This window comes from Streptomyces sp. AK010, assembly GCF_014207295.1.
In the GTDB taxonomy this organism is placed as follows: domain Bacteria; phylum Actinomycetota; class Actinomycetes; order Streptomycetales; family Streptomycetaceae; genus Streptomyces; species Streptomyces massasporeus.
In genome coordinates, this window is the sequence record NZ_JACHCX010000003.1 from 125,301 (window position 1) to 151,459 (window position 26,159).

29 protein-coding genes are annotated in these 26,159 nt (G+C 72.1%); 24 read left to right on the forward strand and 5 right to left on the reverse strand.

From position 1 onward, the window contains the following. Positions 1–18 precede the first annotated feature (18 nt). A complete protein-coding gene (locus HDC93_RS06755; RefSeq protein ID WP_185008169.1) occupies positions 19–5,028 on the forward strand; it encodes a PAS domain-containing protein in 5,010 nt (1,669 codons plus the stop codon). 146 nt (positions 5,029–5,174) lie between these two features. Here HDC93_RS06755 and HDC93_RS06760 read toward each other — a convergent pair whose 3' ends face one another. Beyond that, positions 5,175–5,753 carry a TetR family transcriptional regulator gene (locus tag HDC93_RS06760; RefSeq protein ID WP_185008171.1) on the reverse strand — a complete coding sequence of 193 codons (579 nt, stop codon included), beginning with the start codon at positions 5,751–5,753 and terminating at the stop codon, positions 5,175–5,177. Positions 5,754–5,883: 130 nt separating this feature from the next. Between HDC93_RS06760 and HDC93_RS06765 the strand changes: the two genes are divergently transcribed. Beyond that, complete coding sequence (locus HDC93_RS06765; RefSeq protein WP_185008173.1) at positions 5,884–7,089, forward strand: MFS transporter; 1,206 nt, start codon at positions 5,884–5,886, stop codon at positions 7,087–7,089. 85 nt (positions 7,090–7,174) lie between these two features. Here the strand turns inward: HDC93_RS06765 and HDC93_RS06770 are convergent, their stop codons facing one another. The 4 genes from HDC93_RS06770 to HDC93_RS06785 all read right to left on the reverse strand — a co-directional run bounded on the left by HDC93_RS06770 (position 7,175) and on the right by HDC93_RS06785 (position 11,483). Beyond that, positions 7,175–8,830: a long-chain fatty acid--CoA ligase gene (locus HDC93_RS06770; protein WP_185008174.1), complete on the reverse strand. Its 1,656-nt coding sequence runs from the start codon at positions 8,828–8,830 to the stop codon at positions 7,175–7,177. 86 nt (positions 8,831–8,916) lie between these two features. After that, on the reverse strand, positions 8,917–10,650 hold the full coding sequence (locus HDC93_RS06775) for a recombinase family protein (RefSeq protein WP_185008176.1): 1,734 nt from the start codon (positions 10,648–10,650) through the stop codon (positions 8,917–8,919). Then, positions 10,647–11,012, reverse strand: coding sequence for a hypothetical protein (locus HDC93_RS06780; RefSeq protein WP_185008178.1), 366 nt, complete (start codon positions 11,010–11,012; stop codon positions 10,647–10,649). The genes HDC93_RS06775 and HDC93_RS06780 overlap by 4 nt, the downstream gene beginning before the upstream one ends. 18 nt (positions 11,013–11,030) lie before the next feature. After that, positions 11,031–11,483 (reverse strand): helix-turn-helix domain-containing protein, encoded by a 453-nt coding sequence (locus HDC93_RS06785; protein WP_185008181.1) that lies wholly within the window; start codon positions 11,481–11,483, stop codon positions 11,031–11,033. Between the two features lie 243 nt (positions 11,484–11,726). On the opposite strand from HDC93_RS06785, the gene HDC93_RS06790 reads away from it, so the two are divergent. From HDC93_RS06790 to HDC93_RS06895, 22 genes are all read left to right on the forward strand, one after another. Then, entirely contained in the window at positions 11,727–11,939 is a 213-nt protein-coding gene (locus HDC93_RS06790; RefSeq protein ID WP_185008183.1) for a hypothetical protein, read from the forward strand. Then, positions 11,936–12,127, forward strand: a complete 192-nt coding sequence (locus HDC93_RS06795) for a hypothetical protein (protein ID WP_185008185.1) — start codon at positions 11,936–11,938, stop codon at positions 12,125–12,127. Before HDC93_RS06790 ends, HDC93_RS06795 begins: the two co-directional genes overlap by 4 nt. Positions 12,128–12,194: 67 nt before the next feature. Next, positions 12,195–12,548: a hypothetical protein gene (locus HDC93_RS06800; protein WP_311774499.1), complete on the forward strand. Its 354-nt coding sequence runs from the start codon at positions 12,195–12,197 to the stop codon at positions 12,546–12,548. Continuing rightward, the gene (locus tag HDC93_RS06805) at positions 12,545–12,925 is read left to right on the forward strand and encodes a hypothetical protein (RefSeq protein WP_185008187.1); all 381 of its coding nucleotides are present in this window, start codon (positions 12,545–12,547) and stop codon (positions 12,923–12,925) included. The genes HDC93_RS06800 and HDC93_RS06805 overlap by 4 nt, the downstream gene beginning before the upstream one ends. Beyond that, positions 12,922–14,418: a DNA cytosine methyltransferase gene (locus HDC93_RS06810; RefSeq protein ID WP_185008189.1), complete on the forward strand. Its 1,497-nt coding sequence runs from the start codon at positions 12,922–12,924 to the stop codon at positions 14,416–14,418. The genes HDC93_RS06805 and HDC93_RS06810 overlap by 4 nt, the downstream gene beginning before the upstream one ends. After that, positions 14,415–14,942 carry a hypothetical protein gene (locus HDC93_RS06815; RefSeq protein WP_185008191.1) on the forward strand — a complete coding sequence of 176 codons (528 nt, stop codon included), beginning with the start codon at positions 14,415–14,417 and terminating at the stop codon, positions 14,940–14,942. Before HDC93_RS06810 ends, HDC93_RS06815 begins: the two co-directional genes overlap by 4 nt. Positions 14,943–15,014: 72 nt before the next feature. Beyond that, positions 15,015–15,974 carry a mucin-2 gene (locus HDC93_RS06820; RefSeq protein ID WP_185008193.1) on the forward strand — a complete coding sequence of 320 codons (960 nt, stop codon included), beginning with the start codon at positions 15,015–15,017 and terminating at the stop codon, positions 15,972–15,974. Beyond that, a complete protein-coding gene (locus tag HDC93_RS06825) occupies positions 15,971–16,654 on the forward strand; it encodes a cell surface glycoprotein (RefSeq protein ID WP_185008195.1) in 684 nt (227 codons plus the stop codon). The genes HDC93_RS06820 and HDC93_RS06825 overlap by 4 nt, the downstream gene beginning before the upstream one ends. Then, complete coding sequence (locus tag HDC93_RS06830; protein WP_185008197.1) at positions 16,651–17,130, forward strand: hypothetical protein; 480 nt, start codon at positions 16,651–16,653, stop codon at positions 17,128–17,130. The genes HDC93_RS06825 and HDC93_RS06830 overlap by 4 nt, the downstream gene beginning before the upstream one ends. Continuing rightward, positions 17,127–17,294 carry a hypothetical protein gene (locus HDC93_RS06835; protein ID WP_185008199.1) on the forward strand — a complete coding sequence of 56 codons (168 nt, stop codon included), beginning with the start codon at positions 17,127–17,129 and terminating at the stop codon, positions 17,292–17,294. Before HDC93_RS06830 ends, HDC93_RS06835 begins: the two co-directional genes overlap by 4 nt. 125 nt (positions 17,295–17,419) lie before the next feature. Next, positions 17,420–17,935 (forward strand): HNH endonuclease signature motif containing protein, encoded by a 516-nt coding sequence (locus HDC93_RS06840; RefSeq protein ID WP_185008201.1) that lies wholly within the window; start codon positions 17,420–17,422, stop codon positions 17,933–17,935. Between the two features lie 109 nt (positions 17,936–18,044). Beyond that, positions 18,045–18,542, forward strand: a complete 498-nt coding sequence (locus HDC93_RS06845; RefSeq protein WP_185008203.1) for a hypothetical protein — start codon at positions 18,045–18,047, stop codon at positions 18,540–18,542. A gap of 19 nt (positions 18,543–18,561) precedes the next feature. Further along, entirely contained in the window at positions 18,562–19,395 is an 834-nt protein-coding gene (locus HDC93_RS06850) for a hypothetical protein (RefSeq protein WP_185008205.1), read from the forward strand. Between the two features lie 173 nt (positions 19,396–19,568). After that, positions 19,569–20,417, forward strand: coding sequence for a hypothetical protein (locus HDC93_RS06855; protein ID WP_185008207.1), 849 nt, complete (start codon positions 19,569–19,571; stop codon positions 20,415–20,417). Positions 20,418–20,467: 50 nt separating this feature from the next. Beyond that, complete coding sequence (locus tag HDC93_RS06860; RefSeq protein ID WP_185008209.1) at positions 20,468–20,872, forward strand: hypothetical protein; 405 nt, start codon at positions 20,468–20,470, stop codon at positions 20,870–20,872. A gap of 53 nt (positions 20,873–20,925) precedes the next feature. Next, complete coding sequence (locus HDC93_RS06865; protein WP_185008211.1) at positions 20,926–21,258, forward strand: hypothetical protein; 333 nt, start codon at positions 20,926–20,928, stop codon at positions 21,256–21,258. Between the two features lie 53 nt (positions 21,259–21,311). Further along, positions 21,312–21,935: a helix-turn-helix domain-containing protein gene (locus tag HDC93_RS06870; RefSeq protein WP_185008213.1), complete on the forward strand. Its 624-nt coding sequence runs from the start codon at positions 21,312–21,314 to the stop codon at positions 21,933–21,935. Positions 21,936–22,089: 154 nt separating this feature from the next. Further along, entirely contained in the window at positions 22,090–22,308 is a 219-nt protein-coding gene (locus tag HDC93_RS06875; RefSeq protein ID WP_185008215.1) for a hypothetical protein, read from the forward strand. 229 nt (positions 22,309–22,537) lie between these two features. Next, positions 22,538–23,065: a helix-turn-helix domain-containing protein gene (locus tag HDC93_RS06880; protein WP_185008217.1), complete on the forward strand. Its 528-nt coding sequence runs from the start codon at positions 22,538–22,540 to the stop codon at positions 23,063–23,065. Then, the gene (locus HDC93_RS06885) at positions 23,055–24,287 is read left to right on the forward strand and encodes a PBSX family phage terminase large subunit (protein WP_185008219.1); all 1,233 of its coding nucleotides are present in this window, start codon (positions 23,055–23,057) and stop codon (positions 24,285–24,287) included. Before HDC93_RS06880 ends, HDC93_RS06885 begins: the two co-directional genes overlap by 11 nt. Beyond that, complete coding sequence (locus HDC93_RS06890) at positions 24,284–24,481, forward strand: hypothetical protein (RefSeq protein ID WP_185008221.1); 198 nt, start codon at positions 24,284–24,286, stop codon at positions 24,479–24,481. Before HDC93_RS06885 ends, HDC93_RS06890 begins: the two co-directional genes overlap by 4 nt. Then, positions 24,468–25,943 (forward strand): phage portal protein, encoded by a 1,476-nt coding sequence (locus HDC93_RS06895; protein ID WP_185008223.1) that lies wholly within the window; start codon positions 24,468–24,470, stop codon positions 25,941–25,943. The genes HDC93_RS06890 and HDC93_RS06895 overlap by 14 nt, the downstream gene beginning before the upstream one ends. Positions 25,944–26,159 lie beyond the last annotated feature (216 nt).

The following is a 26,159-nucleotide window of genomic DNA, read 5'->3' on the forward strand; positions in this document are numbered from 1 at the left end:
ACAGGGAGGAAGCGTCTCGTGAGCAGCAGGCCATCCCGAGGCGCTGCTCGCCTCGCAGCCATACTGGACGCCCTCCCTGACGCGTTGGTGCTGGTCAACGCCAACGGCACGGTCGTCAACGCCAACACCATCGCCCTGGAGGCCTTCGAGACCCCGGGCACCGCTCTGGTGGGGCGCGGGCTGCTCGATCTGCTGCCGCAGTTCGACTCCAAGCTCATCCCCGGCTCCATGCGCCGGCCGGAGCACCTCGATCCGCACGCCCGGACCAAGCCCACCCGGATGATCGCGCGCAGGACCGACGGGACCGAGTTCCCCGTCGAGGTCACCAGTGCGAATCTCGAGAACGGGCAGCAGGCGTACGACGGTTACGGCTACACCGGCGACGAGCTGCTCATGCTCGTCGTGCGCGACCTGTCCGGGACCGTGGACACCGAGGCCGAGCTCGCCCGGTCCCAGCGGCAGACCGAGATGATCCTGCGGGCCGCGTCCGAGGGCGTCGTCGGGACGGACACCGACGGGCGCATCGTGCTCGTCAACCCGGCCGCCGCCCAGATACTGGGATTCCGGGCCAGCGACCTCGGCGGACGCGAACTGCACAACCTCGTCCTGCACTCGCGCGCCGACGGCTCGCCCTTCCCGTACGAGGACTCGCCGCTCGCCGACACCCTGCGCTCCGGGCGTAAGCACCGGGTGCGCGGACAGGTGCTGTACGCCAAGGACGGCGGCAAGGTGCCGGTCGACCTCACGACCGCGCCCGTGCGCGACGGCGACCAGCTCGTCGGCGCCGTGATGACCTTCACCGACCGGCGGCCGTACGACGCCGTCGTCGAGGAGAAGGAGGCCGCGGAGAAGCGGCACGGCGAGGAACTGGAGCGGATCGCCGAGGAGCACGCCTCCGAGCTCACCGCGCTGCGCCAGCAGCACGTCACCGAGCTGGAGGAGCTGACCGAGCGGCACGCCGAGGAACTCGCCGCGGGCGAGGACCGCTACGCCGCGCTCGGGGAGCGCGAGAAGGACCGGTTCGAGGCGCTCGCCGCACGCCACGAGCAGCTGCTGACCCTGCTCGGCCGGTCGCTGCGCGGGCCCCTGGAGGAACTGCGCCGCGAGCTGGCCGCGCTGGCCGCCGACGACGCCGGGCAGCTGTGGCCCGAGGCCAACCAGGTGCTGCACCACCTGTCGGCCGGCTACTCGCGCATCACGACGCTGATCGACAACGTCCTCGGGTACCAGCGGCTCGACACCGGCAGCGAGAGCCTCTCCCGTACGAAGGTGATGCTGGACGCCGTCGTCGCCGCCGGGGTCGACGGGGCCGTCGAACTGATCGGGCCCGGGCGCGTGCAGTTCGCCGTGCACGCGCCGCCCATCGAGGCCGAGGTCGATCCCCGGCTGCTCGCGACCGCCCTCGCGCATCTCGTCGCCGACGTGGCGGGGGTCGACGCGACCGGCAACACGCCCGTGTCGGCGGGCGGTTACCTGGACAACACCGTCGTCGTGGCGGCGGCGCAGCGCGGCGAGGTCGTACGCATCGAGGTGCGCGGGCCGTACGCCGGTGGCGACACCGTGCACGAGCCGATCGTGCGCGGGATCGTCCGGGCCCACGGCGGTGTGCTGCAGACGCACGACGTGCCGGGGATGAGCGGGAGCGCCTACGTCCTCGAGGTGCCGATCGGGGGCGGTGCCGGGGCCGTCGCCGCCCAGCCGGTGGACGAGTCCGCCGCGCTCGCCCTCGTCGAACCCGCGGATCAGACCTCCGGTGGAGGGCGGCGCCGGGCGCGTCGGGCCACCACCGACGCCTTCCTCGACGGCGACGTCCCGGGCGGCGCGGGCGACGGGGCCGGTGATCCCGGAGCCGACGCGCCCGGTGGTGCCGCGGCCGACGGGGCCGTGCCCACCGGGCGGCGCAGGCGCCGGGCCGGCGGGGAGCAGGCGGCCCTCCCGGCGCAGGCGTCCGGTGAGGACTCCGCGTCGGGCGGCACCGGGCGGCGGCGGCGCGCGGCCGAGAACGCCGGTGCGGACGGCGTCGGCAGTGCCGTCCAGGGTGTGGCCGAGGGGGCCGTGGTGACGGCCGCCGAGCATGCGGCGGGTGCCGCCGCCTCGAACACGGGGCTGGGCGGGACCGTACCGCCGCAGGGTGTGCCCGGGCCGTCCGGGCGGCGCGCCCGGCGTGAACCCGGTGAGCAGGCCGCGCTGCCGCCGGCGCTCCCCGCGGCGCCCTCCGGTGGTGAGGCCGCTGGTTCGGCCGACGCGGATCAGGGGCAGGCCCAGCAGCCGACCGGTCGTCGGCGGCGTGCGCTGGCCGCCGCCAACGAGCGGGCCGCGGCCGCGCAGGAAGCCGCGGCCGGGCCGCGGCCGGTGTTCGCGCTGCCGCCGGCCGAGGCCGATCAGACTCCGGCCCAGACCCAGCCCCAGACCCAGCCCCAGACCCCGGCCCAGGCCCCGGCCCAGGCCCCGGCCGCTGCTCAGCAGGAGGCTCCGGCCGGGCAGGGGCAGCAGGCCGCCGGTGGTCCCGGCGGTCCCGGCGGTCCCGTGGGTGCTCCGGGTGTGGTGCCCCCTCAGGGGCAGGCGTCCGTGGCTGTTCCCGGAACGGCCGTTCCCGGAGCGGCTGCTGCCGGTGCGGCTGCTGCCGGAGCGGCTGCTGCCGGTGCGGGTGCGGTCGAGGAGGGCCGGCACGACGCCGTTCCGCACGACCAGTCCGCCGATCACACTCCGCCGCAGCCGCATCCGACCAGTGCGCCGACCGGCCGTCGGCGGCGGGCCGTCGCGGCACCGCAGCCGGCCGAGGCCACGGCGGCGGCCGGAGCGCAAGTGCCGGGGAGTGCCGGCCAAGTGGGCCCCGTGCCCCCGGGCGCCGTACCCGCAGCCGGTCCTGTTCCTCCCGGTGCCGCACCGGCAACCGGTCCTGTGCCTCCTGGTGCCGCACCGGCAACCGGTCCTGTGCCTCCCGGTGCCGCACCGGCAACCGGTCCTGTGCCTGCTGGTGCCGCACCGGCAGCCGGTCCCGTTCCCGCGGGTGCTGCACCTGCCGCATCCGTGGCCGCCGCACCCGTGCAGGCCGGGCCGGGGCAGGGCGTGCCCGTCCAGGCCGGTGTGGCCGCTCCCCCCGTCGCGCCGGGTACCGCCGTGCCGCCGCAGGGCGTGCCGGTTGCCGCGCAGGGCAACACCGTGCCTCCGCAGGGCAACACCGTGCCGCCGCAGGGCGTGCCGCTTACCGCGCAGGGGAACACGGTGCCTCCTCAGGGCAACACCGTGCCTCCGCAGGGCAACACCGTGCCTCCGCAGGGGAACGTCCCTCAGGTGGCCGCACCGCAGGGTGTGTCCGTCCCCGCTCAGGGCGGGCTCGGGCAGAGTGTGCAGGCCGCCCTTCCGGGACAGGGCCTCCAGCTACCCGCCCCGGCCCAGCCCTTGCCGCAGCAGGGCATCGCCGCACCGGGTCAGCAGCAGTCCGCCGGCCGGCCGCTCCCCGCGGAGGCCGCACCCGGGCAGGGCACCCCGCCCCAGGGCACGCCTGCTCAGGGCACGAACGCCCAGGGCGTGAACATCCACGGAACCCCGCCGCCCGGCGGCATCCCCGCGGCCCAGCCCTGGCCCGCCGCCGACGAGACGTCCGGGGCCGGCGCCGCGCACCCCGCGCCCCCCAACAGCACGCCGCCCCGGGCCGTGCAGCAGAACACCCCCGCCCCGGGCACCCCGCTGCCGCCGCAAGGCGCGCCGAGGGCGGCTCAGCCGCTGCCCGCGGAGGCCGCGGCGCCCCCCGTCGATCCGAACTCGACGCAGGGGCGGGCGATCAGCGTGCGCACGCTGGGCCAGGGCGTGCCGTTCACCCGGCAGGCGGCCCAGGTGCAGCAGCCGTCGGCCATGCCCGTCCCGCAGTCCGTCCCGCAGCAGTCGGCGACGCCTCCCCCGCACCAGCCGGGCGGATCGGGCCGGCGCCGCAAGCTGGGGACGCCGCCCGACCCGGCGACGCGTACGGACCAGGCGGCCCGCCCGGAGCAGGGTCAGCCGCGTCCGGCGGACCAGGCGCCCCGTCCGGAGCAGGGCGCGCGTCCGTACCCGGGCGCGGAGCACACGCCGCCGCCCGTCGCCGCGCAGATCCCCGCCCCGGCCACCGCACCGGTCCCGGCGCAGCCGTCCCTCGCCGGCCAGTCGCGCCTCGCGCAGCTGGCCGAGGGCGGCGGACGGTCGTACGCCATAGGCGCGCCGGACGAGAACGCCGCCGAGGGACCCGAGCCGCTGGACGGGCCCGGTGGGGCCGTCGAGGTGGCCGATCCGCCGCGGCCGCAGCCGATGGACGACGAGTTGCCGCCCGAGCCACTGGACAACCCGCGGCGGCTGCTGGTGTGGCCGGCGCCGGACGTCAGCACCCAGCAGGCGCTGAGCGACCGCGGCTACCGGCCGGTGATCGTGAACTCGCGCGAGGAGGTCGACGCGCAGATCGCGGCCTTCCCCGCCGCGCTGTTCGTCGACCCGCTGACCGGGCCGATCACGCGTACGGCACTGCAGTCGCTGCGGCAGGCCGCCGTGGCCGCCGAGGTGCCCGTCCTCGTCACGGCGGGGCTCGGCCAGGCCTCGCGGGACGCGGCGTACGGCGCCGATCCCGCCGTGCTGCTGAAGGCGCTGGCACCGCGCGACAGTGAGCAGCACCCGCCGCGGGTGCTGCTGATCGAGGAGCACGCGGAGATCGCGCTGGCGTTGACGGCGACGCTGGAGCGGCGCGGGATGCAGGTCGCGCGGGCCGCGAGTGACGCGGACGCCGTGACGCTGGCGGGGCAGTTCCGGCCGAACCTGGTCGTGATGGACCTGCTGCAGGCGCAACGGCGGCAGGAGGGGTTCGCCGGGATCGTCGACTGGCTGAGGGCGAACGGGCAGCTCAACCGCACCCCGCTCGTCGTCTACACCGCCGCCGTCGACCAGGCCGACCTGCCGCGGCTGGCCTCCGGGGAAACGGTGCTGTTCCTCGCGGAGCGGTCCACCAGCCCCGAGGTGCAGACCAGGATCGTCGAACTGCTCAGCCGGATCGGCACCAACTAGCGGCCCCTGGCAGGCCACGGCACAACGAACGGCTCCTGGCAGGCCACGGCACAACGAACGGCTCCTGGCAGGCCACGGCACAACCAGTGGCTCCTGGCCTGCCGCGGCATCAACCAGCCGCCCCTGGCCTGCCGTCCCCCAAGCGGCTAGCGTGCCGTCAGCCGGCGTGCCGCCTCCTTCACGGACGCCCGCAGGCGGTCTTGGTCCGGCTCCCCCTCGCCGACGAGGATGCGCCGCATCTGCGGGACGACGGCGGTCCAGTTGGCCAGGGCGGTCAGCAGGAACAGCAGGTCGGCCGCCGGGATGGCGTCCGTGACGGCTCCGCGCCGCTGCCCCTCCCGGAGGGCGGCGACCTTGCGGGCGTAATGCTCCTGGCGGTCGGACTCGTGGGGCAGTTCGGTGCTGCCGTACTCCAGGCCCTCCCAGAAGAGCAGGCGCAGCAGCTCCGGGTGGGCGGCGTGGTAGTCCATCAGGCGGTCGATCCAGCTCTCGATGTCGTCCGGGTCGACGGGGACGGCCTCGGCGAGGTGGAGCATCTTCTTCTCGAGGACGATCGCGAACAGCTCGGCCTTGTTGCCGAAGTAGGCGTAGATGAGCTGCTTGTTCGCCTTCGCCTCGCCGGCGATGCGGTCGATGCGGGCGCCCGCGATGCCGTGCCGGGCGAACTCGGCGACCGCCGCCTCGAAGATCCGGGCCTTGGTGGCCTCGGGGTCCCTTGCTGCCATGGGGGAGAGGGTAGCGCGCCGGGGTAACCAACTGTTTGGTTGACAGGGAGGGGCGGGGCGGCTCAGACTGTTCCCCCACTCGCCAACCAACCAGTTAGTTGCTAGAGCCGACTCCAAGGAGTCCCCTCCCATGCCGTCAGCGACCACCACCACCGCCACCGCCCGGGCCACGACCCCGGTGCGGCGGTCCCGTGAGCCCGCCCCCGGGCTCTTCCTCACCCTGCTCGCCGTGTGCAGCGCGGTCACCGCCGCCAACATCTACCTCGCCGCGCCGCTGCTCCCGCTCATGGCCCGGGACTTCGGCTCGGCGCCCTCGGCCATCGCCTGGATCGCCTCGGTCGCCCAGCTCGGCTACGCGGTCGGGCTGCTGTTCTTCGCCCCGCTCGGCGACAGTGCGAACCGGCGCCGGCTGGTCGCCGGGCTCACGCTCGTCACCGCGCTCGCGCTGGGTGCCAGTGCGGCCGCCCCGGGCGCAGCCGCCCTCGCGGTCGCGATGTTCGTCGCCTCTGCGGCGACCGTCATCCCCCAGCTGCTCGTCCCGCTGGTCGCCGAGCGGGCTCCCGCCGAGCGGCGTGCCCGGCATGTCGCGGCGGTCATCGCGGGGCTCTTCACCGGCATCGTCGGGGCCCGGGTGCTGGGCGGACTGGCCGGGCAGGCCTTCGGCTGGCGTTGGGTGTTCGCCGGCGCGGCCGTGCTCACCCTCGCCCTGGGGCTCGCGACCGCGCTGGTCCTGCCGTCGCGGCGGCGCCGGGAAGGCCCGCTGTTCGCGGGGCTCGTCGCGCTGCCGTCGGTGCTGCGGGGCTCGCCGGAGCTGTGGCGGGCGTGTGTCCGGCAGGCCGGGATGTTCGGTGCGTGGAGCGCGCTGTGGACCTCGCTGGCCCTGCTGCTGACCGGGCCGGAGTACGGGCTGTCCACCGCGACCGCCGGGCTGTTCGGCCTGTTCGGCCTGACCGCGAGTGCGGTGGCGCCGCTGGCGGGCGGGCTGGTGGACCGGTTCGGGGCGGCGCGGGTCGTGCGGTCGGCGTATCTGATCGCCGCCGTGTCCGTGCCGCTGTTCTGGCTGGGCGGGCACGTGCTGGGGGCGCTGTTCGCCGCCGCGATCGCCGTGCACGCCGCGCTGGTCGCCTCCCACGTCGCCAACCAGACCCTCGCCCTGACGGCGACCTCCACCCCCGCCACGGCCAACACCGCCTACGTGGTCGCCGGTTTCGCGGGCGGCGCGGCGGCCTCGGCCCTCGCGGGTGCCGCCTTCAGCCACTTCGGGTGGGGCGGGGTGTGCGCGGTCGCGGGTGTGTGGCTGGTGCTGGGGTGGGGGCTGACCTCCCTCCGCCGGTGAGGCGATCCGGCGGCACGCGTATACCCGGCGTGCGGATACGGCGGAGCCCCCGGCCGCAGCCGGGGGCTCCCCAGGGGCCGGCCCGTCAGCCGAGGGACGTGACGTCCAGCTCCCCCTGGGCGTACTGCCTGCGCAGCACCTTCTTGTCGAACTTTCCTACGCTCGTCTTCGGGACCGCCGCGATGACCGTCCAGCGCTCCGGGAGCTGCCACTTGGCGATGTGGCCCTCGTCGGCGAGGAAGGCGCGCAGGGTCTCGAAGGTGGCGGTGGAGCCCTCCTTGAGGACGACCGTGGCCAGGGGGCGCTCGCCCCACTTCTCGTCGGGGACGGCCACGACGGCCGCCTCGGCGACGTCCGGGTGGGACATCAGCGCGTTCTCCAGCTCCACCGACGAGATCCACTCGCCGCCGGACTTGATGACGTCCTTGGCGCGGTCGGTGAGGGTGAGGAAGCCGTCGGCGGAGATGGTGCCGACATCGCCGGTCTTGAGCCAGCCGTCCTCGCTGAACTTGTCGGCGGGGCGCAGCGGTTCGGCGTCGGGGCCGTTGTAGTAGGCGCCCGCGATCCAGGGCCCGCGCACCTCCAGCTCGCCCGCGGACTCGCCGTCCCAGGGGAGGCGTTCGCCGCCGGGGCCGGACAGACGGGCCTCGACGCCGGCCGGGAAGCGGCCCTGGGTGAGGCGGTAGGCGAACTCCTCCTCCGTGCCGGACACACCGGCCGGCGGACGGGCGATCGTGCCGAGCGGGGACGTCTCCGTCATGCCCCAGGCGTGGCAGACCCGCATGCCCAGCTTGTCGAAGGCCTCCATCAGCGCGGGCGGACAGGCCGAGCCGCCGATGGTGACCTGGCCGAGGGAGGAGACGTCGCGGGGGTTCGCCGTCAGTTCGGCGAGCAGGCCCTGCCAGATGGTGGGGACGGCGGCGGCGTGGGTCGGCCGCTCGCCCTCGATCATGGCGGCGAGGGGGGCCGGCTGGAGGAAGCGGTCCGGCATCAGCATGTTGACGCCGGTCATGAAGGTCGCGTGCGGCAGGCCCCAGGCGTTCACGTGGAACTGGGGGACCACGACCAGCGAGGTGTCCTCGTCGGTCAGGCCCATCGACTGGGCCATGTTGACCTGCATGGAGTGCAGATAGATGGAGCGGTGGCTGTAGACCACGCCCTTGGGGTCGCCGGTGGTGCCGGAGGTGTAACACATGGCGGCGGCCTGGCGTTCGTCCAGCTCGGGCCAGTCGTACGAGGTCGGCTTGCCGGCGATCAGGTCCTCGTACTCGTGAACGTGGATGCGACCGACGGCCGCGTCGGCGAGGAGGGAGCGGTCTCCGGGGCCCGTGACGACCACGTGCTCGACCGGCTTCAGGTGCGGCAGCAGCGGGGCGAGCAGGGGGAGCAGCGAACCGTTGGCGATGATCACGCGGTCGGCGGCGTGGTTGACGATCCAGGCGAGCTGCTCGGGCGGGAGACGGAGGTTCAGGGTGTGGAGGACCGCGCCCATGGACGGGATCGCGAAGTAGGCCTCGACATGCTCCGCATTGTTCCACATCAGTGTGCCCAAAACATCCGACTCTCGTACTCCGAGTTCGTCACGGAGTGCGTTCGCCAGTTGGGCGGCGCGGTTGCCGATCTCGGCAAAGCTACGGCGCTGGGGTTCAGCCTCGCCGGTCCACGTGATGACCTGCGACGAACCGTGGATCTGGCGGCCGTGCTCCAGAATTCGCGAGATCAGCAGGGGTACATCTTGCATCGTGCCGTACACCGGTGGGCCTCCCCATTGAGTTACGCGGCGGTGGTACCTGGCGCAATCCTCGGGGCATACCACGCGGTATGTCACTACCTCGGGGGAATCTGTTCCCAGGTGTCGGGACGTGTCCACAGTTCGGCGGACAGCCACAGTCCGGGCGTGACGGTGCCGAACGGCCCCCGGCAGATGCGGGCCGGCTCCCACGGATCCGGCTCCCACAGGGGGTGAACCTGTACCTCGATGCCTTCGGCGCCGGGTATGGGCTCGCCGTTCTCGTCCTTGCGGCGCACAAGGGCGACACGGCGTACCAACTGCTTGAGCATGGCGTTCCGCTCGGTGGTGTTGAGCGTCCGCCATTCCTGGGCTACGCCGACGACCAGCCGGTCAAAGTCTGACCGCTTGGGCGTCTCCTCGACGTCGACCAGCTTTTCAAGCTGCTTCTTGATCTTCTCTTGCCGGTCGAGGTACGTGTCGCGTGCCCGCTCGAACGCCCCCGCCGGGTACTTCTCGGGGTTGTCGTTGGCGTCCATGATCAAGCGGGTGAGAGATGCCTCGATCGTGCTGTACTCCCCTTGTAGCTTGCCCCGTGCCTGTTTGGCGAGGGCCCGCTCGTCGACCTGCGGCTCGGTGGTGTCCTCGGTCGGCGGCGCGGTGTCGATGCCGGGGGCGGCCTCGCGCTTGAGCCACTTCTCGACCTCGCTTTCTACCTCCGTGCGTGGAATCCACAGGCTGTCGCACGCGCTCGCGCCGGCCTGCGCGCGCAGTGTGCAGCGGTAGGCGTACCCGGGCTTGTTGTACGGCTTGCCCCCGGTGGTTTTCCACCGTGCCGTGGTCATGCTGGTACCGCCTCGGCACGTGCCATGGCGAACCAGGCCGGTCAGTTCGTACAGGGTGTTACGGGCGCGGGGCGGGGTGTTCTGCACCTCCTTTCGTCTGGCGCGGTACGCCTGCCACAGGTCCCAATCGACTAGTTCCTCGTGCGCGCCCTGGGCAAGGAAGTAGTTCGGGCATGTCCCGTTGGTCTTCCTCCCGTTGCACTTGCATTCGTCGTCGTGGATGCGCAGCAGGCCGGCGGCAAAGCCGCTGTCCATGTAGCGGGTGAGCGTGGGAGTGCTCCACAGGGTTCCGCGCGTGGTGCGGTGGCCGTTCTTGTTGAGCCACGCGCACAGAGCACTGAACCCCTGGGGTTTGATCTTGCGGCTGTATCGCCGGTACAGCTCGGCGACGATGGGGCCGAGTTCGGGGTGTGGCTCGTACTTCTCCTCTTGCAGTGTCTCGGTTCGGGGGTTCCATCGGCGGTGCCAGATGTACCCGAACCGTGGGCGGCCGGTGGCCGGTAGCCCCTTGGCGCGGCGGTGCTGGTGCGTCTCCGCCCATGCCTCGCCGATGCGGTCGGACTCGAACGCGGCGAACTCAAGGATCATGCCGCGCTGGAACCGGCCGATGGCCGTGGTTGCGTCAACGGGTTCGGTGGCGCTGACCAGCTGTCCGCCGATGGTCTCGACGCGCGCGAGGTTGATTGCGTTGCCTGCGCGGTCGCGACCGAAGCGCGAGTATCGCCATACGGCGATGCCCTTCTCTCGCCCCTTCTCGACGATCTCGATCGCCCGCATGATCTTGCGCTTGAAGTTGCGGCCGGTCGTGTCGAGGTCTTCGATCCACTCGGTGATTTCCGAACCGTTGCGCTTGGCCCAATCGAGAATGGCCTTGCGCTGGAGTTCGGGGCTGATCTTCTCCTCTTTCCAGGTCGAGACCCGGATGTATCCGACGTACGGCGTGAGCTGTTTCGTTCTGAAAGTGGCTGGTAACTGCGCTGTTGTCACTGCGCCTTCCGTTCGCTTGGTCGAACATGGCTCGGGCGAAGCGTGATCACGTTGCCCGCGTCCTGCTCGGCGCGGTCCTCCCTGTGGCCCGGTTCGGGCGGGGTGGGTGCGTCGAGCAGACCGCGGGCGACATGGTCGAGGGCGCGGACGTATCCGGCGCGGTCGGCGTCGGCGAGCTGGTCGGCGGTGGCTTGCTGGGAGTTGTGGACGGTGCGGACGATGAGCAGCGGGACGGCGGTAAGGGTGATGAACAGCCCGGCCTGCCATAAGGCATCGTTGTCACCGAGCAGGCCGAGGACGCCCGCGGACTGCCCCGCCAGAAGCAGCAGGAGAGCGAATGCGGGCGTGAATCGGTGGGTCACTTGCGGTGCCTCCGTGCGTCAATTCTCGGCGGCGCGTCCGTTGCGAGTCTTGGCGCGGCGCCTGATCAGGAACTCGGTTGTGTTGACGAAGTGCGCGACGTCCTCGGGGTCCTCGATGCCCATTTCCTCCGCGGCCTGCTCTGGCGTGAGTGGGCCGTCGGGGCGCGGGGCGGGGTTTTGGACGTCGGCTAGCTCTCGGCGGCTGAGGACGCCGGCGGCGATCAGCACCTCAGCGAGCGGCAGACCGAGGGCGTGTGCGAGGGCTTCCAGAACCTTGATGTCCTGCGCGCCCTGCTTGTTGAGAATGCGGCTGATCGTGCCGACACTCAGGCCCGAATCCGCGACGAACCGGCTTTGTCCGCCGCCCCTGGGTCGCATGTCGTAGCCGCGCCGTTCGAGCTGATCGCGGAGCCATCGCGCGAACTCGGCGGGGGTCGCCTTGTCGCTCCCCGGCTGGTTGTTCTGTTCCATGGATGGAACATACCGCGCATGGATGGGTCCGACTACGGGCCGTCTTGAACCTGTCCTGATCGCACACTTTTAACACGGTTCACCCCCAGAACTGCGGCGGCGCACTCGAACAGGTGACCGATTGTTGTCGGGCATATGCCGAGTGTCAATGCACTTTGAAGCGGGAGGACTTCACAGTTTCCCCACACGTTCCATCATGCTATGTTCCATCCATGGAAGGAGTGAACCAACCACGAAAGGACGATGCTCGTGTATGACCGCGAGGCCCTGGTCACCGCCGCCCGCAAAGCGGGTGATCACAAACCGTCAGACACCGCACGCCGGTTGAAGGTTGCGCGGAACACCGCGTGGCGCCTGTGGCACGGGCACACCGCCCCGAGCGCGAACGTAGCCGCCGCCGTCGAGGAGCACTACGGCGTTTCGGCCGGCCAGCTGGTCAAGCGGTCCGCCGCATGACCAGCCCCGTGATCTCCCGCGAGCAGGCGTTCGCCAACGCCCGCCGTGTCCTCGACGCCGCCCGCGACCGCCGAGACAGCGACCGCGCCGCCGGTTGCCTCGACTCCGCAACGGAACTGATCTTGCGCCGCCTCGAACGCGACCAGCGCCAGCAGGCGCCCGCCGTCGAGCACCGCGCCGCCGCCTGAAAACACGGCGGGCCGCCCGGATTGCGCCCGGACGGCCCGCCCGACCGAACCCCGAGAGGTACCGATCGTGAACACCCCTGAGAGTACCGCCGTGCCGAGCGCCCCGGACGCCGAGAAGCACGCCGTCCGTACGGCCGTGATCGCCCGGCAGCTGGACCAGATAGCCCCCGGCACCGCGCGAGTTCAGACCGTCCCCGTGCCGACCGACCGCGACGGCGAACAGCGCCTCGCGACCTGGGTCGTCCTCGGCGACGCCCTCGGCGGGCCGGTCAAGGCCGACCGCGACGCGCACCGCGCCGCCCGCGGCCTGCTGCTTCGGATGTTCCCCGCCGCCGACTGGACCCGCCCGCAGCTGTACGACGCCATTACGGGCGCCCTCGCCGTCGACACGCCGGTCATGCCCGAGGAGCTGCGCCGGTGATCCGCCCGACGCTCACCGCCGACGGCCTCGCCGTCCGCCTGCCGATCGCCGACCGTGCCGAGCAGTTACTCGACGCCCTCGCCGTCGCGTACACCGCCGACCCCGATCCCGTCGGCCGTCTGCTCACCGTCCACGGTGCGAACGTCGCCAGCCTCGATCACGCCGTCGTGAGCGTGGACATGCCCGAGCACGAACGCGCCATGCGCGCAGCCGCCGCCGACGGGAGCCGCGAGGCCCTGCTCGCCGAGGCCCCGCCCGCCGACAACCTCGACGACCTGCTCGCCCCCGACGACGCGATCACCCTCGCCGGCCGCATCACCAGACTCGCCGCGCACATCCGCCATAGGACACCCCCCGGCCGAGGTGAGGCCGCGTGAGTCTCACCCTCGACACGGTCGGGAAGCTGCTCGCCGAGCGGGCCGTCGAGATGGTGCCGGGACAGCTCGCCATCGATGAGGGCGACGCGCTGCGGGTTGGGTCGCTGTGCTCCGGATACGGCGGCCTCGACATGGCCGTCTGCGACGTCCTCGGCGCGTCCGTGGCGTGGCACTGCCAATACGAGCCCGGCGACAAACACCAGTACGCGGCGCGCATCCTCGCCCATCACTGGCCCGACGTCCCAAACCACGGCGATATCACGGCCGTTGACTGGTCGGAGGTCGAGCCGGTCGACGTCCTCACGTCCGGTTTCCCCTGCACCGACGTGAGCCTCGCCGGCAAGCGCGCGGGCCTGATCGGCGACACCGTCGTACCCGCCGGTGTCCTGCTATGCGGGAACTGCCGGTGGGGCGACCACGACCTCACGACGTGCGAGGCCGCCGCGCCGTCCGGCGCCGTTCCCTCGCGCCTGTCCGGTGTGGTGGCCGCCGCCGCGGTCGCCGAACTCAACGCCCGCGACCTCGCCGACCCTGCGGGCCCGCCGCCCGAGCGCGTGATCAAGGGGACCCGGTCCGGCCTGTGGTTCCACGTCGCACACGCCATTTCCGTACTCAGACCTCGACTGGTGGTGATCGAAAATGTCCGCGGTCTTCTCTCGGCCAAGGCCGTTCGCGGTGTGGGAGCCGACGGAACGCCTTTGGATGCAGACGGCGGAGACGCCGACGCTCTTCGAGCTATCGGCGCCGTACTCGGCGACTTGGCCGACCTCGGGTTCGATGCGGAATGGCACGTGCAGCGCGCATCCGACGTCGGGGCACCCCACCAGCGTGAGCGCGTTTTCATCATCGCGTGGCCTGCTGCCGACGCCGACCACGAGCGAGTGGAACGGGCCGGGGACCCCGGACGGAAACCGCAACGACACCTTGCGGGCGCGTATCGCGCAGCTTCCGACGCCCCTCGCGAGGGACAGCCGGGGGAAGGGACACCCGGACGGCCTACCGGCGATCGTGCAGCTGCTGAAAACGCCGACGGCGTCACTGGGGACGAGCGGCGGGTCGCAGCATCCGACGAAGAGGAAACGGGGCGGGCACGGTCCGACGCTCGCCGACGAGGTCGAGCACCTGTTGCCGACGCCCAGGGCGAGCGACGGAACGAAGGGGAGCCCCAACCAGAAGCACGGGGACGGGACGCCGACACTGGCGAGCGCGGCAGCGTCGATTACGGCCAGTACACCCACGCGGTTGAGCGGTGGGAGACGATCACGGGCCGACCGGCACCTCGGCCAACTGACGATCGAGGCCGCCTGACCCCGGCGTTCGTCGAGTGGATGATGGGGCTACCCCTCGGCCACATCACCGCCGTGCCGGGCCTGTCCCGCCCCGCACAGCTCAAGGCGTTGGGGAACGGGGTCGTCCCCCAGCAGGCCGCGTACGCGCTGCGGTTCCTGCTGCACCGCGCCGGAATCGCCGAGCGGTTCGGACTGGCCGCATGAGCGCCGCCACGTCCGCGCCGGGCGTTTCCGCCGACCTCGCGCTCGTGTTCCTCAAGAACACCCGCGAGACCGAGGGCGGACACCGCGAGTGGACCGGCAACCCCGCCAAGGGAGGGGGCCGGTTCCAGCACAAGGGCACCGCCTACACCGCATTTCAGGCCGCGTTCATGATGTGGCACGGTCGGGCCCCGGTCGGCCCCGCCCGCCCGTCGTGCGATGTGCCGACATGCTGCTCGCCCGCCCATGTCGACGACCAGGAGACCCGGCAGCGCCACCGCGCCGCCCTCGCCGACGTCAAGGGCATGCGGCACCGGCCACCCAAGTGCGAGCACGACCAGGCCGTACACGGCCGCCACCGCGCCGATGGCAAGCGGTACTGCGCCGAGTGCAACCGACTTGCCAGCAAGCCCAGTTGTGGGCACGGAAACCCGACGTGCCACGACTCCGAGGTACGGCCGTACCCGTGCGGGCCACGGTGCGACGAGCACCAGCCGGCCCGGACCCGCCCGTACGTCACCGCCTGATCTGCCCCGGGGCGAGGACGAGCCGCCGTTGCCCCTCGCCCCGGGCGCACCATCCCGAGGAGCACAGACCCTGTGACCTGGTTCAAAGTCGACGACACGTTTTACGGGCACCCCAAGACGCTCAAGGCCGGTAACGCCGCCGTCGGCCTGTGGGTCAAGGCGGGCGCGTACGCCGCCCAGCACCTCACCGAGGGCATGGTTCCGGGCGTCGTCGCCCAGCTGTACGGGACCGGTCCGCAGGCCCGGAAGCTGGTCGCGGCCGGCCTGTGGCACGAGCACGGTCACACGTGCCCGCACCCGAAGTGCCAGCAGCCGGCCCCCGGCGACTACTACATGCACGACTTCCTGATCTACAACCCGAGCCGGGCGCGCGTCGAGACCGAGCGCGCACGGGCCGCCGAGCGGCAGCAGCGGGCCCGCGAACGCGCCGACGAGCAGCGGAACCAGGAGCGTAATCCGCCCGTTCCGTCGGCAAATCACGTCGGAACCGACGGCGATCCGTCGGACGGAAATCGCGAACCGGCCGCGAATCAGATCGAGTTCCCCGAAGACATCGCAGGTCAGGAAGGGTCGTCACAGCGTGACGGCACCGACCCGTCACGGTCCCCCCGTCCCGACCCGTCCCATCCCGCTGTACCTCCTGCGGAGGTACAGCCAGCTAGCTACGGCTCGACGCCCGCCGTCCCGCCGAACCTTCGGCCATTGCGTGACGCGCTCACCGCCGCCGGGATCGTCGTCGAGTGGTCCCTCGCGGAAGCCGACTGGTTCCGGCTTGAGGCGATCGTGCAGCGGACCGCCGTCGCCGCCCTGGTCGACCACGCCCGCGAGCAGTGCCGCCGCGCCCGTTCCCGCCCCCGCTCGGTCCGCTACTTCCTCCCCGGCTGGAGTGCGCTCCCGCCCGTCCCCGCCGGCGCCCCGACGTCGCCGGGCGCCGACGTGATCCCCCTCGCCGCCGCCCGCCCCGGACGCGTCGCCCGCGCCGCCGACATGTTCGCCGCCGCCCTCAACTCGCCCCAGGAGCACGCCAGATGACCCGCGAAGAAGTCGCGGCCCTGCTCGCCTACGCCGTGCGCCTCGACCCGCGCACCGCGCCCGCCGACCAGGCCGCCGCCGAGGAAACCCTCGACCAGTGGGCCGACCTGCTCGCCGACGTCCCCCCGCGCGCCCCGCACCCCAACGGCCGCCATTGGGACGCCGCACAGGTCGTGCGCCACCACATCGCGACCTCGCCGTACCCGGTCCGGCCGTCGGACGTATCGCGCCCGTGGCACAGCTTCCGCCGCGACGTCGTCGACCGCCACCACGACCCCGTTCCCGCCGCCGACCCAGACGACCCCGAGGCGTACCGCGCCGAACTGGTCGGCACCCGGAACGCCGTCGCGACCGGCGCCTCGACCGCCGCGACGTACCGCGAACTGACCGGCGGGCCCGCGCCCGAGGTCGCCGAACGCCTCGCCGCCCTCGGCGACTACCTCCCCCGCTCCGTCGCCCAGGCCCTCGCCGAGTTCCGGCCGCGCCGGGCCGAGCGCGAACGCCGCGCCGTCGAGGGACTGCCCGACCCTCTCGACGTCGCGTGCCCGCATGTGCATTGCCTCGCCCGCGCCGGCGAGCCGTGCGTCAACCGCCGCCGCAACCCGCGCCGCACCGCCCACCCCTCGCGCCTCGACCTCGCCACCGCCCGCCGCTACGCACCGAAGGAGCCGGCCGCATGACCAGCCGCAGGAAGCACCCCGAGCGCGCCCCGCACCGCCGCCGCGCGAGCGCGGGCGACCGCACAAAAAACAACAGCGGGTACCGGATCACGGGATCGTGGGATCGGCATCCGGACCGCCCGGCCATCAAGCCGACGCAGGACCGCAAGGCCGCGCGCCGCATCGCGCGGAACATGGCCGAGCAGGGCGCGTACGTGATCGTCGAGCAGCACAACGGATACGGCCGGTGGTCGACGTGGTTCGAAGTGGATGGGCCCGCCCTGCTCGCCGAGCGCCGCGCCGCCGAGGAGGAGCAGCGCCGCCGCGCCGTCGAGGAGCGGCACCGCGCCGAGCGGGAAGAGGCCGCCCGCATCGCCGCTGCCGAGAAGTCCGAGCGCGCGCGGGCCGCCCTCGCGCGGCTCATGGTGCGTCCGCCGGTCGCCCGTCAGCAGTGCGGACGCCGCGACGCCCGCCATGTCACCGGGTCGCAGCGATGATCCCCGCCGCCGCCCTCGCCGTCGTGCGCGCGGGCGTCGAGAACGCCCGTGGGAACGGCCTCGACACCGCCCGGGAAGTGGCCGAGCAGGTCGTCGCGGAACTGGTCGCCATGGGGTGGACGATCGTCCTCGCCAAGGCCGACGACCGCCCCGCAGCCGCGTAGCACCGCGCCAGGGGGCGGAAATCGGAGTGACCGAGGCCGCCCCCTGTGGACTATGTTCCAACCCTGGAAGGAATGAACCAACCACGAAAGAACATTCGGAACGACTTCCCGTCGGAGGTAGCCCCATGGACCGGCCCACCCCGGCCGAGCGGTTCGCCGACAAGGTGAACACCGCCGGCCCCTGGTCACTCCGCCGGAACTGCCCCGGCCCCTGCCACCTGTGGGACGGCTCGCAGAACGAGAAGGGCTACGGCACCTTTTGGGCCCACGGCCGCACCGTCAAGGCCCACCGCTACGCGTACGAGCAGGCCAACGGCCCGATACCGGCCGGCCTTGAGGTCGACCACCGGTGCCGCCGCCGCGAATGCGTCGCCCCCGGCCACCTCGACGCCGTCACGCACCGTACGAACATCCTCCGCTCGACGAACCACGTCGCCGCCCGCGCCGCCGTCACCCACTGCCCGGCCGGCCACGCCTACGACCAGGCGAACACCATCCGCGCGAAGAACGGGACGCGGAAGTGCCGGAAGTGCAAGAACGCGTCCGCCCGAGCCAAACGCGCCGAGCAGCGCGAGGCCCGCCTCGCCACCGTCGAGCCCATCCGCCCCCGCGCCGCACGCGCCCTCGCTCAGGCCGCATGACCCGCCGACAACTGCCCGTTCCAGTCGGTCGCGCGTCCGGACGCGAGCCCGACCGCGCGCGCGAGCAGCGGCTCGGCCACCGCACCGACCACCGCAAGGAGAAGACCCCGTGACCACTCACCGCCGCCGGCACTCCCGGACCAAGCCGCGCGACCACGAGCGCGCCGACCGCCGCGCCGCCCTCGACGTCCTGCTCGCCCGCGCCCAGCGCGGCAGGCTCAGCGCCGCCGAGGCCCGGCTGTTGCGCGAGTACGTCGAGCAGGAACGCCGCAGCGCCGACGAGTCCCGCAAGGCGAACGAGGGCACCACGCGCACCCTCGCCCATCACCGCGCCGCCGCCGACGCCGTCGTACGCGAGCTTGAGGGCGACCTCGCCGAGGCCCGGCAGCGCGCCGCGGACGCCGAGGAACAACTCACCGCGTACCGGGCCGTGTTCGGGCCCGACACCCTCGCCGTCTACCGCGCCGCCGGGAAGCAAGTCGCCGCAGTACGGGCCTTGCTGCCCACCGCGCCCCGGCCCCGCCTCGGACTGCCGAACACCCTCGCCTACGCCAACGGCTTGCACGACGCGTACGACGCCGTTCGCGACGCCCTCGCCCAGCACTGAGCACAAGGAGCAGCCACCCATGACGACCCCCCTCGCCGCCCCGCCGGTCGGCCGCCGCGCCGCGGTCGACCTCGCCGCCATCCGTGAGCAGTGGGGCGACCTGCTCGCCGCCATCGCGCACCCCCCGGCCGCCGAGTGGCCGCCGCGCGAGACCCGCGGCGGGTTCCTCGACCAGCTCGCCGCCGCCGACCGCACCGACGACCCCATACCGGCCGCGCCCGTCATAGGCCGGCTCCCGCTCACCATCCGCGAACACCCGGCCCCGCTCAACCTCGACGCCCTCGACGCCGCCCTCGACACCGAGCGCGACCTGTTCGACCTCGCCGACGCCGTCGCCGAGCAGGTGCAGCGCCCCGTACGGCGGACGCCGGTCGTGCTGCGGTCGCTCCCGCCCCGCACCGTCGTGCGGGAAGACCTCGCCGACCGGCAGAACCCCGGCCGGTGGCACTACCAGACGCCCGAGTCGGCCGGTTCGCGGGCGTACGGGCTGCACTGGGCCGCCGTGTGGCTGGAGGGGCGGGCCCTCGGCGAGAAGTACGGCGACCTGTTCACGCCGGTCCCCGCCCTGCTGCTCGACCACCTCGCCGCGACGGCCGCCGGCGCTCGCCAAGCCGTCGAGCGCGCCCTCGGACGCGACGGCCGGTCGACCGCCCTCGACCGGCCGTGCCCCTGGTGCGGCGGGCGTCTCACCGGCCGCACCCGCGCCGGCGGGGAGCCGGTCGTCGCCTGCTCGACCGGCGCACTCTGCACCGCGCCAGCCGAGGACGGCCGCCGCCGGGGCGAGTGGCGGGGGGCCGACCTGATCGCCCTGTGGGCCGCCCTCGCCGTCGACCGGCAGCAGCCCGCCGCGTAGCCGAGGCGGGCCCGGAGGCGAGGGCCGGGCCCGCCCGCGCACGGGGTCGAAGTCACCACCCCGACAAGGGAGATGAACTCAGTACATCAGAGCTTGTGTACTGAGTTCATTCCGTCTAGTGTGGGAACCACGCCGCCGGACTCCACCCGGCCAGACCAAGGGAGCGACCCCCTGTGACCAGCACAAAACGAACGCGCTACCACGTCGGAAACCGCGAGATCGGCCTCGACGTCGAGTACCGCGTCGAGTGCATCGGCACCCTCGACGAAGCCCGCGAGTGGCTGCGTGCCGACGTCGAGGCCGTCGCCGAGGACGTCGAGGACCCGAACCCGTTCGACGCGTTCCTCGACCGTCTCGACGACACCGAGATCGTCGGCGAGCACCACATTGACGCGTTCACCTTCTTCGTGCAGGCCGTCGAGGACTGCGGTTGCCCATGCGACTGCGCCGAGACCGGTCATGTCTGCGACGGCGTGCACCGCCGCGAGGCCGCCCCCGAGCCCCAGCTCGCCGAGGCTGACGCCGAGGGCCGTTCCACCTTCGAGTTCGACGGTGCCGAGTACGCCGTCTTCAACACGGCGAGCAAGCCGCTTGACGGGTACTGGGCTGTCGCCAAGATCCCCAGCGAGGGCGACATCTACCCGAGTCGTGACTACCTGTTCGCGGGCACGCAGACCCGCGAGCGCGCGTTCGCCCTCGCTGTCGAGAAGCTGCGCCCCACCCGCGTGATCACGTTCCTGCCCGAGCGCTTCAACGACGTCACGGTTCCGCGCGAGGAGCGCGACGCCGACGAGTACCCGACCGTGACGGCCGAGGGTTGGGCCGTGGGCTGGTCGACCGAGGGGTACGCCGTCCTGTTCGAGGACGGCGTGGCACGCGCCCACATCTACCCCGGACGCCCCATCGAGGTGACCATCTTCCGCGCCGAGGGCGTCGGGTCCGACGACCTCGACGGCGAGTGGCGGTTCGTCGAGACGGCCGCACTCGCCGCCCGCGCCCACATCCTCGACGCCCGCGCCTGACTGACCACTGAGGGGCGCCCCGCGCGGGCGCCCCTCCGAAGGGAAACCCCATGCGCACCAAGTGTTTTGAGTTCTTCCCTGTGGTCGTGACGGCGCTCCCCAACGACGAGGATCACGCCCCGTTGCTGGTCGACCCCGCCGCCGCCCGCATCGTGCGGGCCGTCGAGGTCGCCGAGGGAGACACGATCCTCGCGTCGTTCCCCGACTACCACCACGGCGACGCCGTGCGGGCGCAGCTCACCGCCTACCCGAATCTTGGCCGTCTGCCCCGCTCGGACTACTTCAACGACCAGTACCAGGCGCACCCGATGCCTTACGACCGCACGTGCGGGTGTGGGTCGTGTGACAACCTCGCGGACTGCACGGAAGCCGTCGTGAACCTCGGCGACGACAACCCGTGGGACGTCTGCGACCCGTGGCCCGCGACTGACCTTGTCCTGATCGTCCCCGCCTGACCGCCGAGGGGGCCCGCCTGCTGAGGGCGGGCCCCGCCGAGGAGCGAACCCCTGTGGAGACCTACGCAGTGCGCGGCGCCGCCCGCAAGGCGACCGGACACTACCGCCGCCCCGGAACCCGAGAGCTTTACTGCGGGCGCCCTGCGGGCGGCCGTAACTGGATCTTCGCCGTCGTACGCGGGTGGCATCTGTGCAAGCGGTGCGTACGTGCCGAGGCGCGCGACCGCTTTGAGGCCGAAGCCGTGGCCGCTGCATGGCGGATCGAGGTCGTCGAGCCAGCCGGCATGCTGGTGACCGCCTCGCATGCGCGACCACGCCGCGCCGAACAGCTCGCCCTCGACGGGGTGCCGCGCCCGCATGAGCAGTACGCCTTGTTCGCCGCCTGACCGCCCGGCCTCGCCCGAGGCCGGGCCCGACCGCGCCACCAGGAGCAGGAACCATGAGTAACGAGCAGCCCGACGAGACGCCCGCGGGAAGGCTGCGCACCCAACTACTCGCCGCTTTCGACCAGTTCGAGAAGGAATGCGAAGCCGAGCGGCGCCAGTACGCGGCCGCCGAATCGTCCGGTCTCGCACGCCTCGCCGAGGAGTACGCCCGGGCGACCACCGCCACGGCGCGCGCCGCTCTCGCCGAGCGGGTCGGTCCGTCCCTCTCCCTCGCCGAGGCAGGCGTGATCCGCCGCACCGCGAAGGCCGTCGAGGGGGCCCTACCGAGCGTGATCGTCGCGGCGCGCGTCGATGGGTGGACGGCTGCCGAGATCGCCGCAGAGCTGGGCGTGACCGCGTCGTACGTTCACAGGATCCTGCGTAATAACCCGTGGGACGCGGCATGGACCATGTACCGCGCGACCGGCGAGGACGCCTGGGAACCGGTCGAGTCCGGAACTCTCTGTGCCACCGAGTCCGCTGCCAGTGTCGCCGACCAGATCCTCGGTGAACGTCTCGACGTTCCCCTCGCTCGCAGCGGTGCCCGCGTGTGCGTGTGGCGAAGCGGTGAGGAAGGCGACCCAGACGACGCCCGATTTACCGCCGCGTACGACGGCGACACCATCCACGAGCACTGACCAGCACATGACGCGGGCCCGTACACAGCGACTCCACCGCCGGACGGGCCCGACTAATCACGATGGGAGCGACCCCACCATGACCAGAACACAGCCTACCGAGCGGCCAGCCAAGGCCCCGAGCCTCCCGCCACCCGTAGGCCGGTCTCTGTCCGTGCGCATCCTCGACGAGGGGATGTACGACGACCTGCGCGTGATCATGAAGACCGGTTGCGACGCCTCGGCCGCCGTCCGACAAGCGTTACTGCTGCTCGCGAACCTGTACTACGAGGCATGGAACCGCGGGCACTACCCGACGGGCGTCGCGCCCGTCATCGAGACGGCGAACATCAAGCCGTACAAGCCCGTCCGACAGCCTGACCAGCACGTATGACAGCCGCGTACCCCGCTGTACGACACGGCGGGGCGCGCCGCGCGTCCGGACGCGGGCCGCCATGCGCGCGGGCGAGGGCGTCGGACAAGACCAGTTGCGCCGTTATCGTTCCGTGACCTAAAGTGGGGCCCGTCTTCGGCGTGCCCGCAAACGGACGCCCTACCCGAACGCCCCGTCGCTCCTCCCCCCAGCGGCGGGGCGTTCGCATGTCCGCGGGAGGTGATCGCCCGTGGGACGCCCCATCGACGACGACGACCGCGAGCAGGTACGCCGCCTGCACTCCGAGGGCAAGAGTCGGAACGAGATCGCGCGGGCGATCGAACGGTCGCCCTCGACCGTGTCGAAGATCGCCGCAGCGTTCGACCCGCCGCTCACGTTCGACCGCGCCGCCGAGGTCGAAGCCGCTACCCGGGTGCGCCGCGCCGACCTCGCCGCGCGCCGCTCCGAACTCGCCGTCACCCTGCACGACATCGCCGAGCGCGAACTCGCGAAGATGACCGAGCCACACCTCTACTTCGAGTGGGGCGGGAAAGACCACACCTACGCCCAGAAGTGGCAGGACGAGCCGACCCCCGCCGACCGGCGCACCATGATGGCCACCGCCGGCGCCGCCCTCGACCGCTCCCTCAAACTCGCCCCGCCGCGCGACGAGGCCGGGGAGCGCTCCCGCTCCGTGATCGGGCGCCTCATGGAAGGACTCGCCCGCAACTACGCCGAGCGGCACGGAAGTTCACCGGACGGCGACGATGAACAGTGACCTCGGTCTGTCGCCGAAGCAGGTCGATTCGATCGTCGAGGCCGCCGCGTTCCTCAACCTCTGGGAAGGCTCCGTACGGTCCGGGAAGACCATCGCGAGCCTGCTCCGGTGGTTGGGGTACGTCGCCGACCCGCCGACCGGCGGCGAACTGGTCATGGTCGGGCGCACACGCGACAGCCTCGCCCGGAACGTGTTCGGTCCGCTCACGAACCCGGACGTGTTCGGCGAGGTCGCGCAAGACATCCAGTACACCGCCGGCGCCCCAACGGCGACCGTCCTCGGCCGTACCGTGCACGCCCTCGGCGCCAACGACGCCCAGGCCGAACCAAAGGTACGAGGTCTGACGTGCGCCGGGGCGTACGTGGACGAGGCGACCACGCTCCCCAAGTCGTTCTTTGACCAGCTCACCGCACGGTGCAGCGTGCCGGGGTCGAAGATCTTCGCGACCACCAACCCGGACAACCCGAATCACTGGCTACGCCGCGACTACCTGCTCAGGCCGGAAGAGGCCCGGCTCAGGTCGTGGCACTTCCAGTTGGACGACAATCCCGGCCTTGACGACGAGTACAGAGCCCGGATCAAGTCGACGCACACCGGCCTGTTCTACAAGCGGAACGTCCTCGGTCTGTGGGTCCAGGCCGAAGGCGCCATCTACGACATGTTCGACGAGTCCGAGCACGTCGTCGACACCCTGCCGTCCATGCGCCGGTACTGGATCGGCGTCGATTACGGCACCGTGAACGCCACCTCGGCGATCCTGCTCGGCGAGGGAGTCGACGGCCGGCTGTACGCGTGCGCCGAGTGGCGCCACGACTCCCGCACCGCGCAACGGCAGATGACCGACGCCCAGTACAGCGCCGCACTGCGCACGTGGGTTGCTGAGCAGGGCGTCGCCCCCGAGTGGACGTTCGTCGACCCGAGCGCGGCATCGTTCATCACGCAGTTGTGGGCCGACTCCTACGAGGGCGTTGCCCGCGCCTCCAACGAAGTGGTGGACGGCATCCGGTCCGTGGCGAGCCTGCTCGGCGCCGGTCTGCTGCGGATACACCGGTCTTGCGAGGGACTGCTCGACGAACTGCCCGGCTACGTATGGGACACGGCCGCCGCCGACAAGGGCGAGGACAAGCCCGTCAAGGTCGCCGACCACTCGTGCGACGCACTGCGCTACGCCGTCCACTCCACCGCCCACGAATGGCGGCACCTGCTCACCCTCGCCGCATGAAGGAGGCCGCCGCCATGGCCGCACCGCTCACCCTGCCCGTAACCCTCACCGTCGGCGAGCACACTGTCGAGGTAGGCGACCTCACCCTCGCCCCCGGCGAGGAAGTACGCCCCGCCCTCGCCGCCCTGTTCCGCAGCGCCGCCGACGCGTTCGCGACCGGCGAGCAGGAAGGGGGCGACGATGGCACTCCCTGACCAGGGCGCAGAGTGGCCGCCGTCGGCGTGGGCCCCGTACTACGACGCGATGCGCATCGACGACGCGTGGTACAGCGGCGACCGGAATCGTCTCGCCCGCGTCTACACCAACCACCCACGCCACACCGAGCGGCGCCGCCTGTGGGGACGCCGGTCGTTCGAGCACCGCATCGACCGGCGCGACCACCGGCTACACGTCCCTCTCCCTGGCGACATCGCGTCGACCTCGGCCGACCTGCTGTTCGCGGACATGCCGACGATCACCGTCGAGGACACCACCACACAGGCCCGCCTCGACCAGCTGCTCGACGAGGGTCGCGCCCAACAGGTGTTCCTCGGCGCCGCCGAGCAGGCCGCCGCCCTGTCCGGCGTGTTCCTGCGGGTGACATGGGACCGCGACCTAGTGCCGCGCCCCCTGCTCACCGTCATGCAGCCCGACGGAGCCATACCCGAGTGGCGGTTCGGCCTGCTGCGCGCCGTGAACTTCTGGCGCGAACTGGAAGGCTCGACGACCTCGACGGTATGGCGGCACTTCGAGCGGCACGAGCCCGGCCGCATCGTGCACGCGCTGTACCAGGGGACCGCCGACAACGTCGGCCGCCGGGTGCCGCTCACCGAGCACCCCGACACGGCCGACCTGGTCGACAGCCTCGACGCCCAGGGCGACGCGATCGCGACCGGCATTCAGCAGCTCACCGCCGCCTACGTCCCCAACATGCTGCCCAACCGGCTGCACCGCGGTTCACCGATCGGGCGCTCGGACTACGCGGCTCCGATCTACGACCTGTTCGACAGCCTCGACGAAACGTGGACATCGTGGATGCGCGACATCCGCCTCGCCCGAGCCCGCCTGATCGTCCCGGACGGGTACATGCGCAACGAGGGAGCCGGCCGCGGGGCGTCGTTCGACGACGACCGCGAGGTCTGGCATTCGTTGCGGATGCCGCCGAACGAGGGCGCCGGGATCACCCTGAACCAGTTCGACATCAGGGTCGAGGAGCACCGCAGCACCACCGAGGCGATCACACGCGAGGCCGCCCAGTCAGCCGGCTACTCGCCCCAGTCGTTCGGCCTCGACGGCGACGGAGCGCCGGTCACCGCGACCGAGGTCGACAGCCGCGACGCCCGGAGCATGGTCACCCGCCGCAAGAAGGCCGGTTACTGGCGGCACGCCGTCGCGGACATGGTTCATGTCCTGCTGCTGCTCGACGCGCAGCTGTTCGGCAGCAGGATCACGCCCGACCGTCCCCGCGTGGAGTTCGGCGACGGCGTCGCCGAGTCCGCCGAGCAGACGGCGACCACGCTCGACCTGCTCAACCGCGCCGGGGCCGTGTCGACCGCGACCAAGGTCAAGATCCTGAACCCCACTTGGGACGACACCGCCATACAGGCCGAAGTGCGGGCGATCCTCGCCGAGACAGGCGCTGCCGCACCCGACCCCGTCGGCACATTTCCGAGCTGACGTCAGCAACGCTCGTGACCAAAGTTCGTGAACAACATTCGTGAGCAAAGTTCGCGAGCAACGCTCGCGACCAAAGTTCGCGACCAAAGTTCAATGCAGATCAGCAATGTCACAACCGAATCTGACGCGTATAACTTTCCTCGGTTGTCCCCATCGAGGTACTGTTTCACGTGAAACGCCATGCAAAGTTGTGCTCAGGCACAGCGAAGGGCCCAA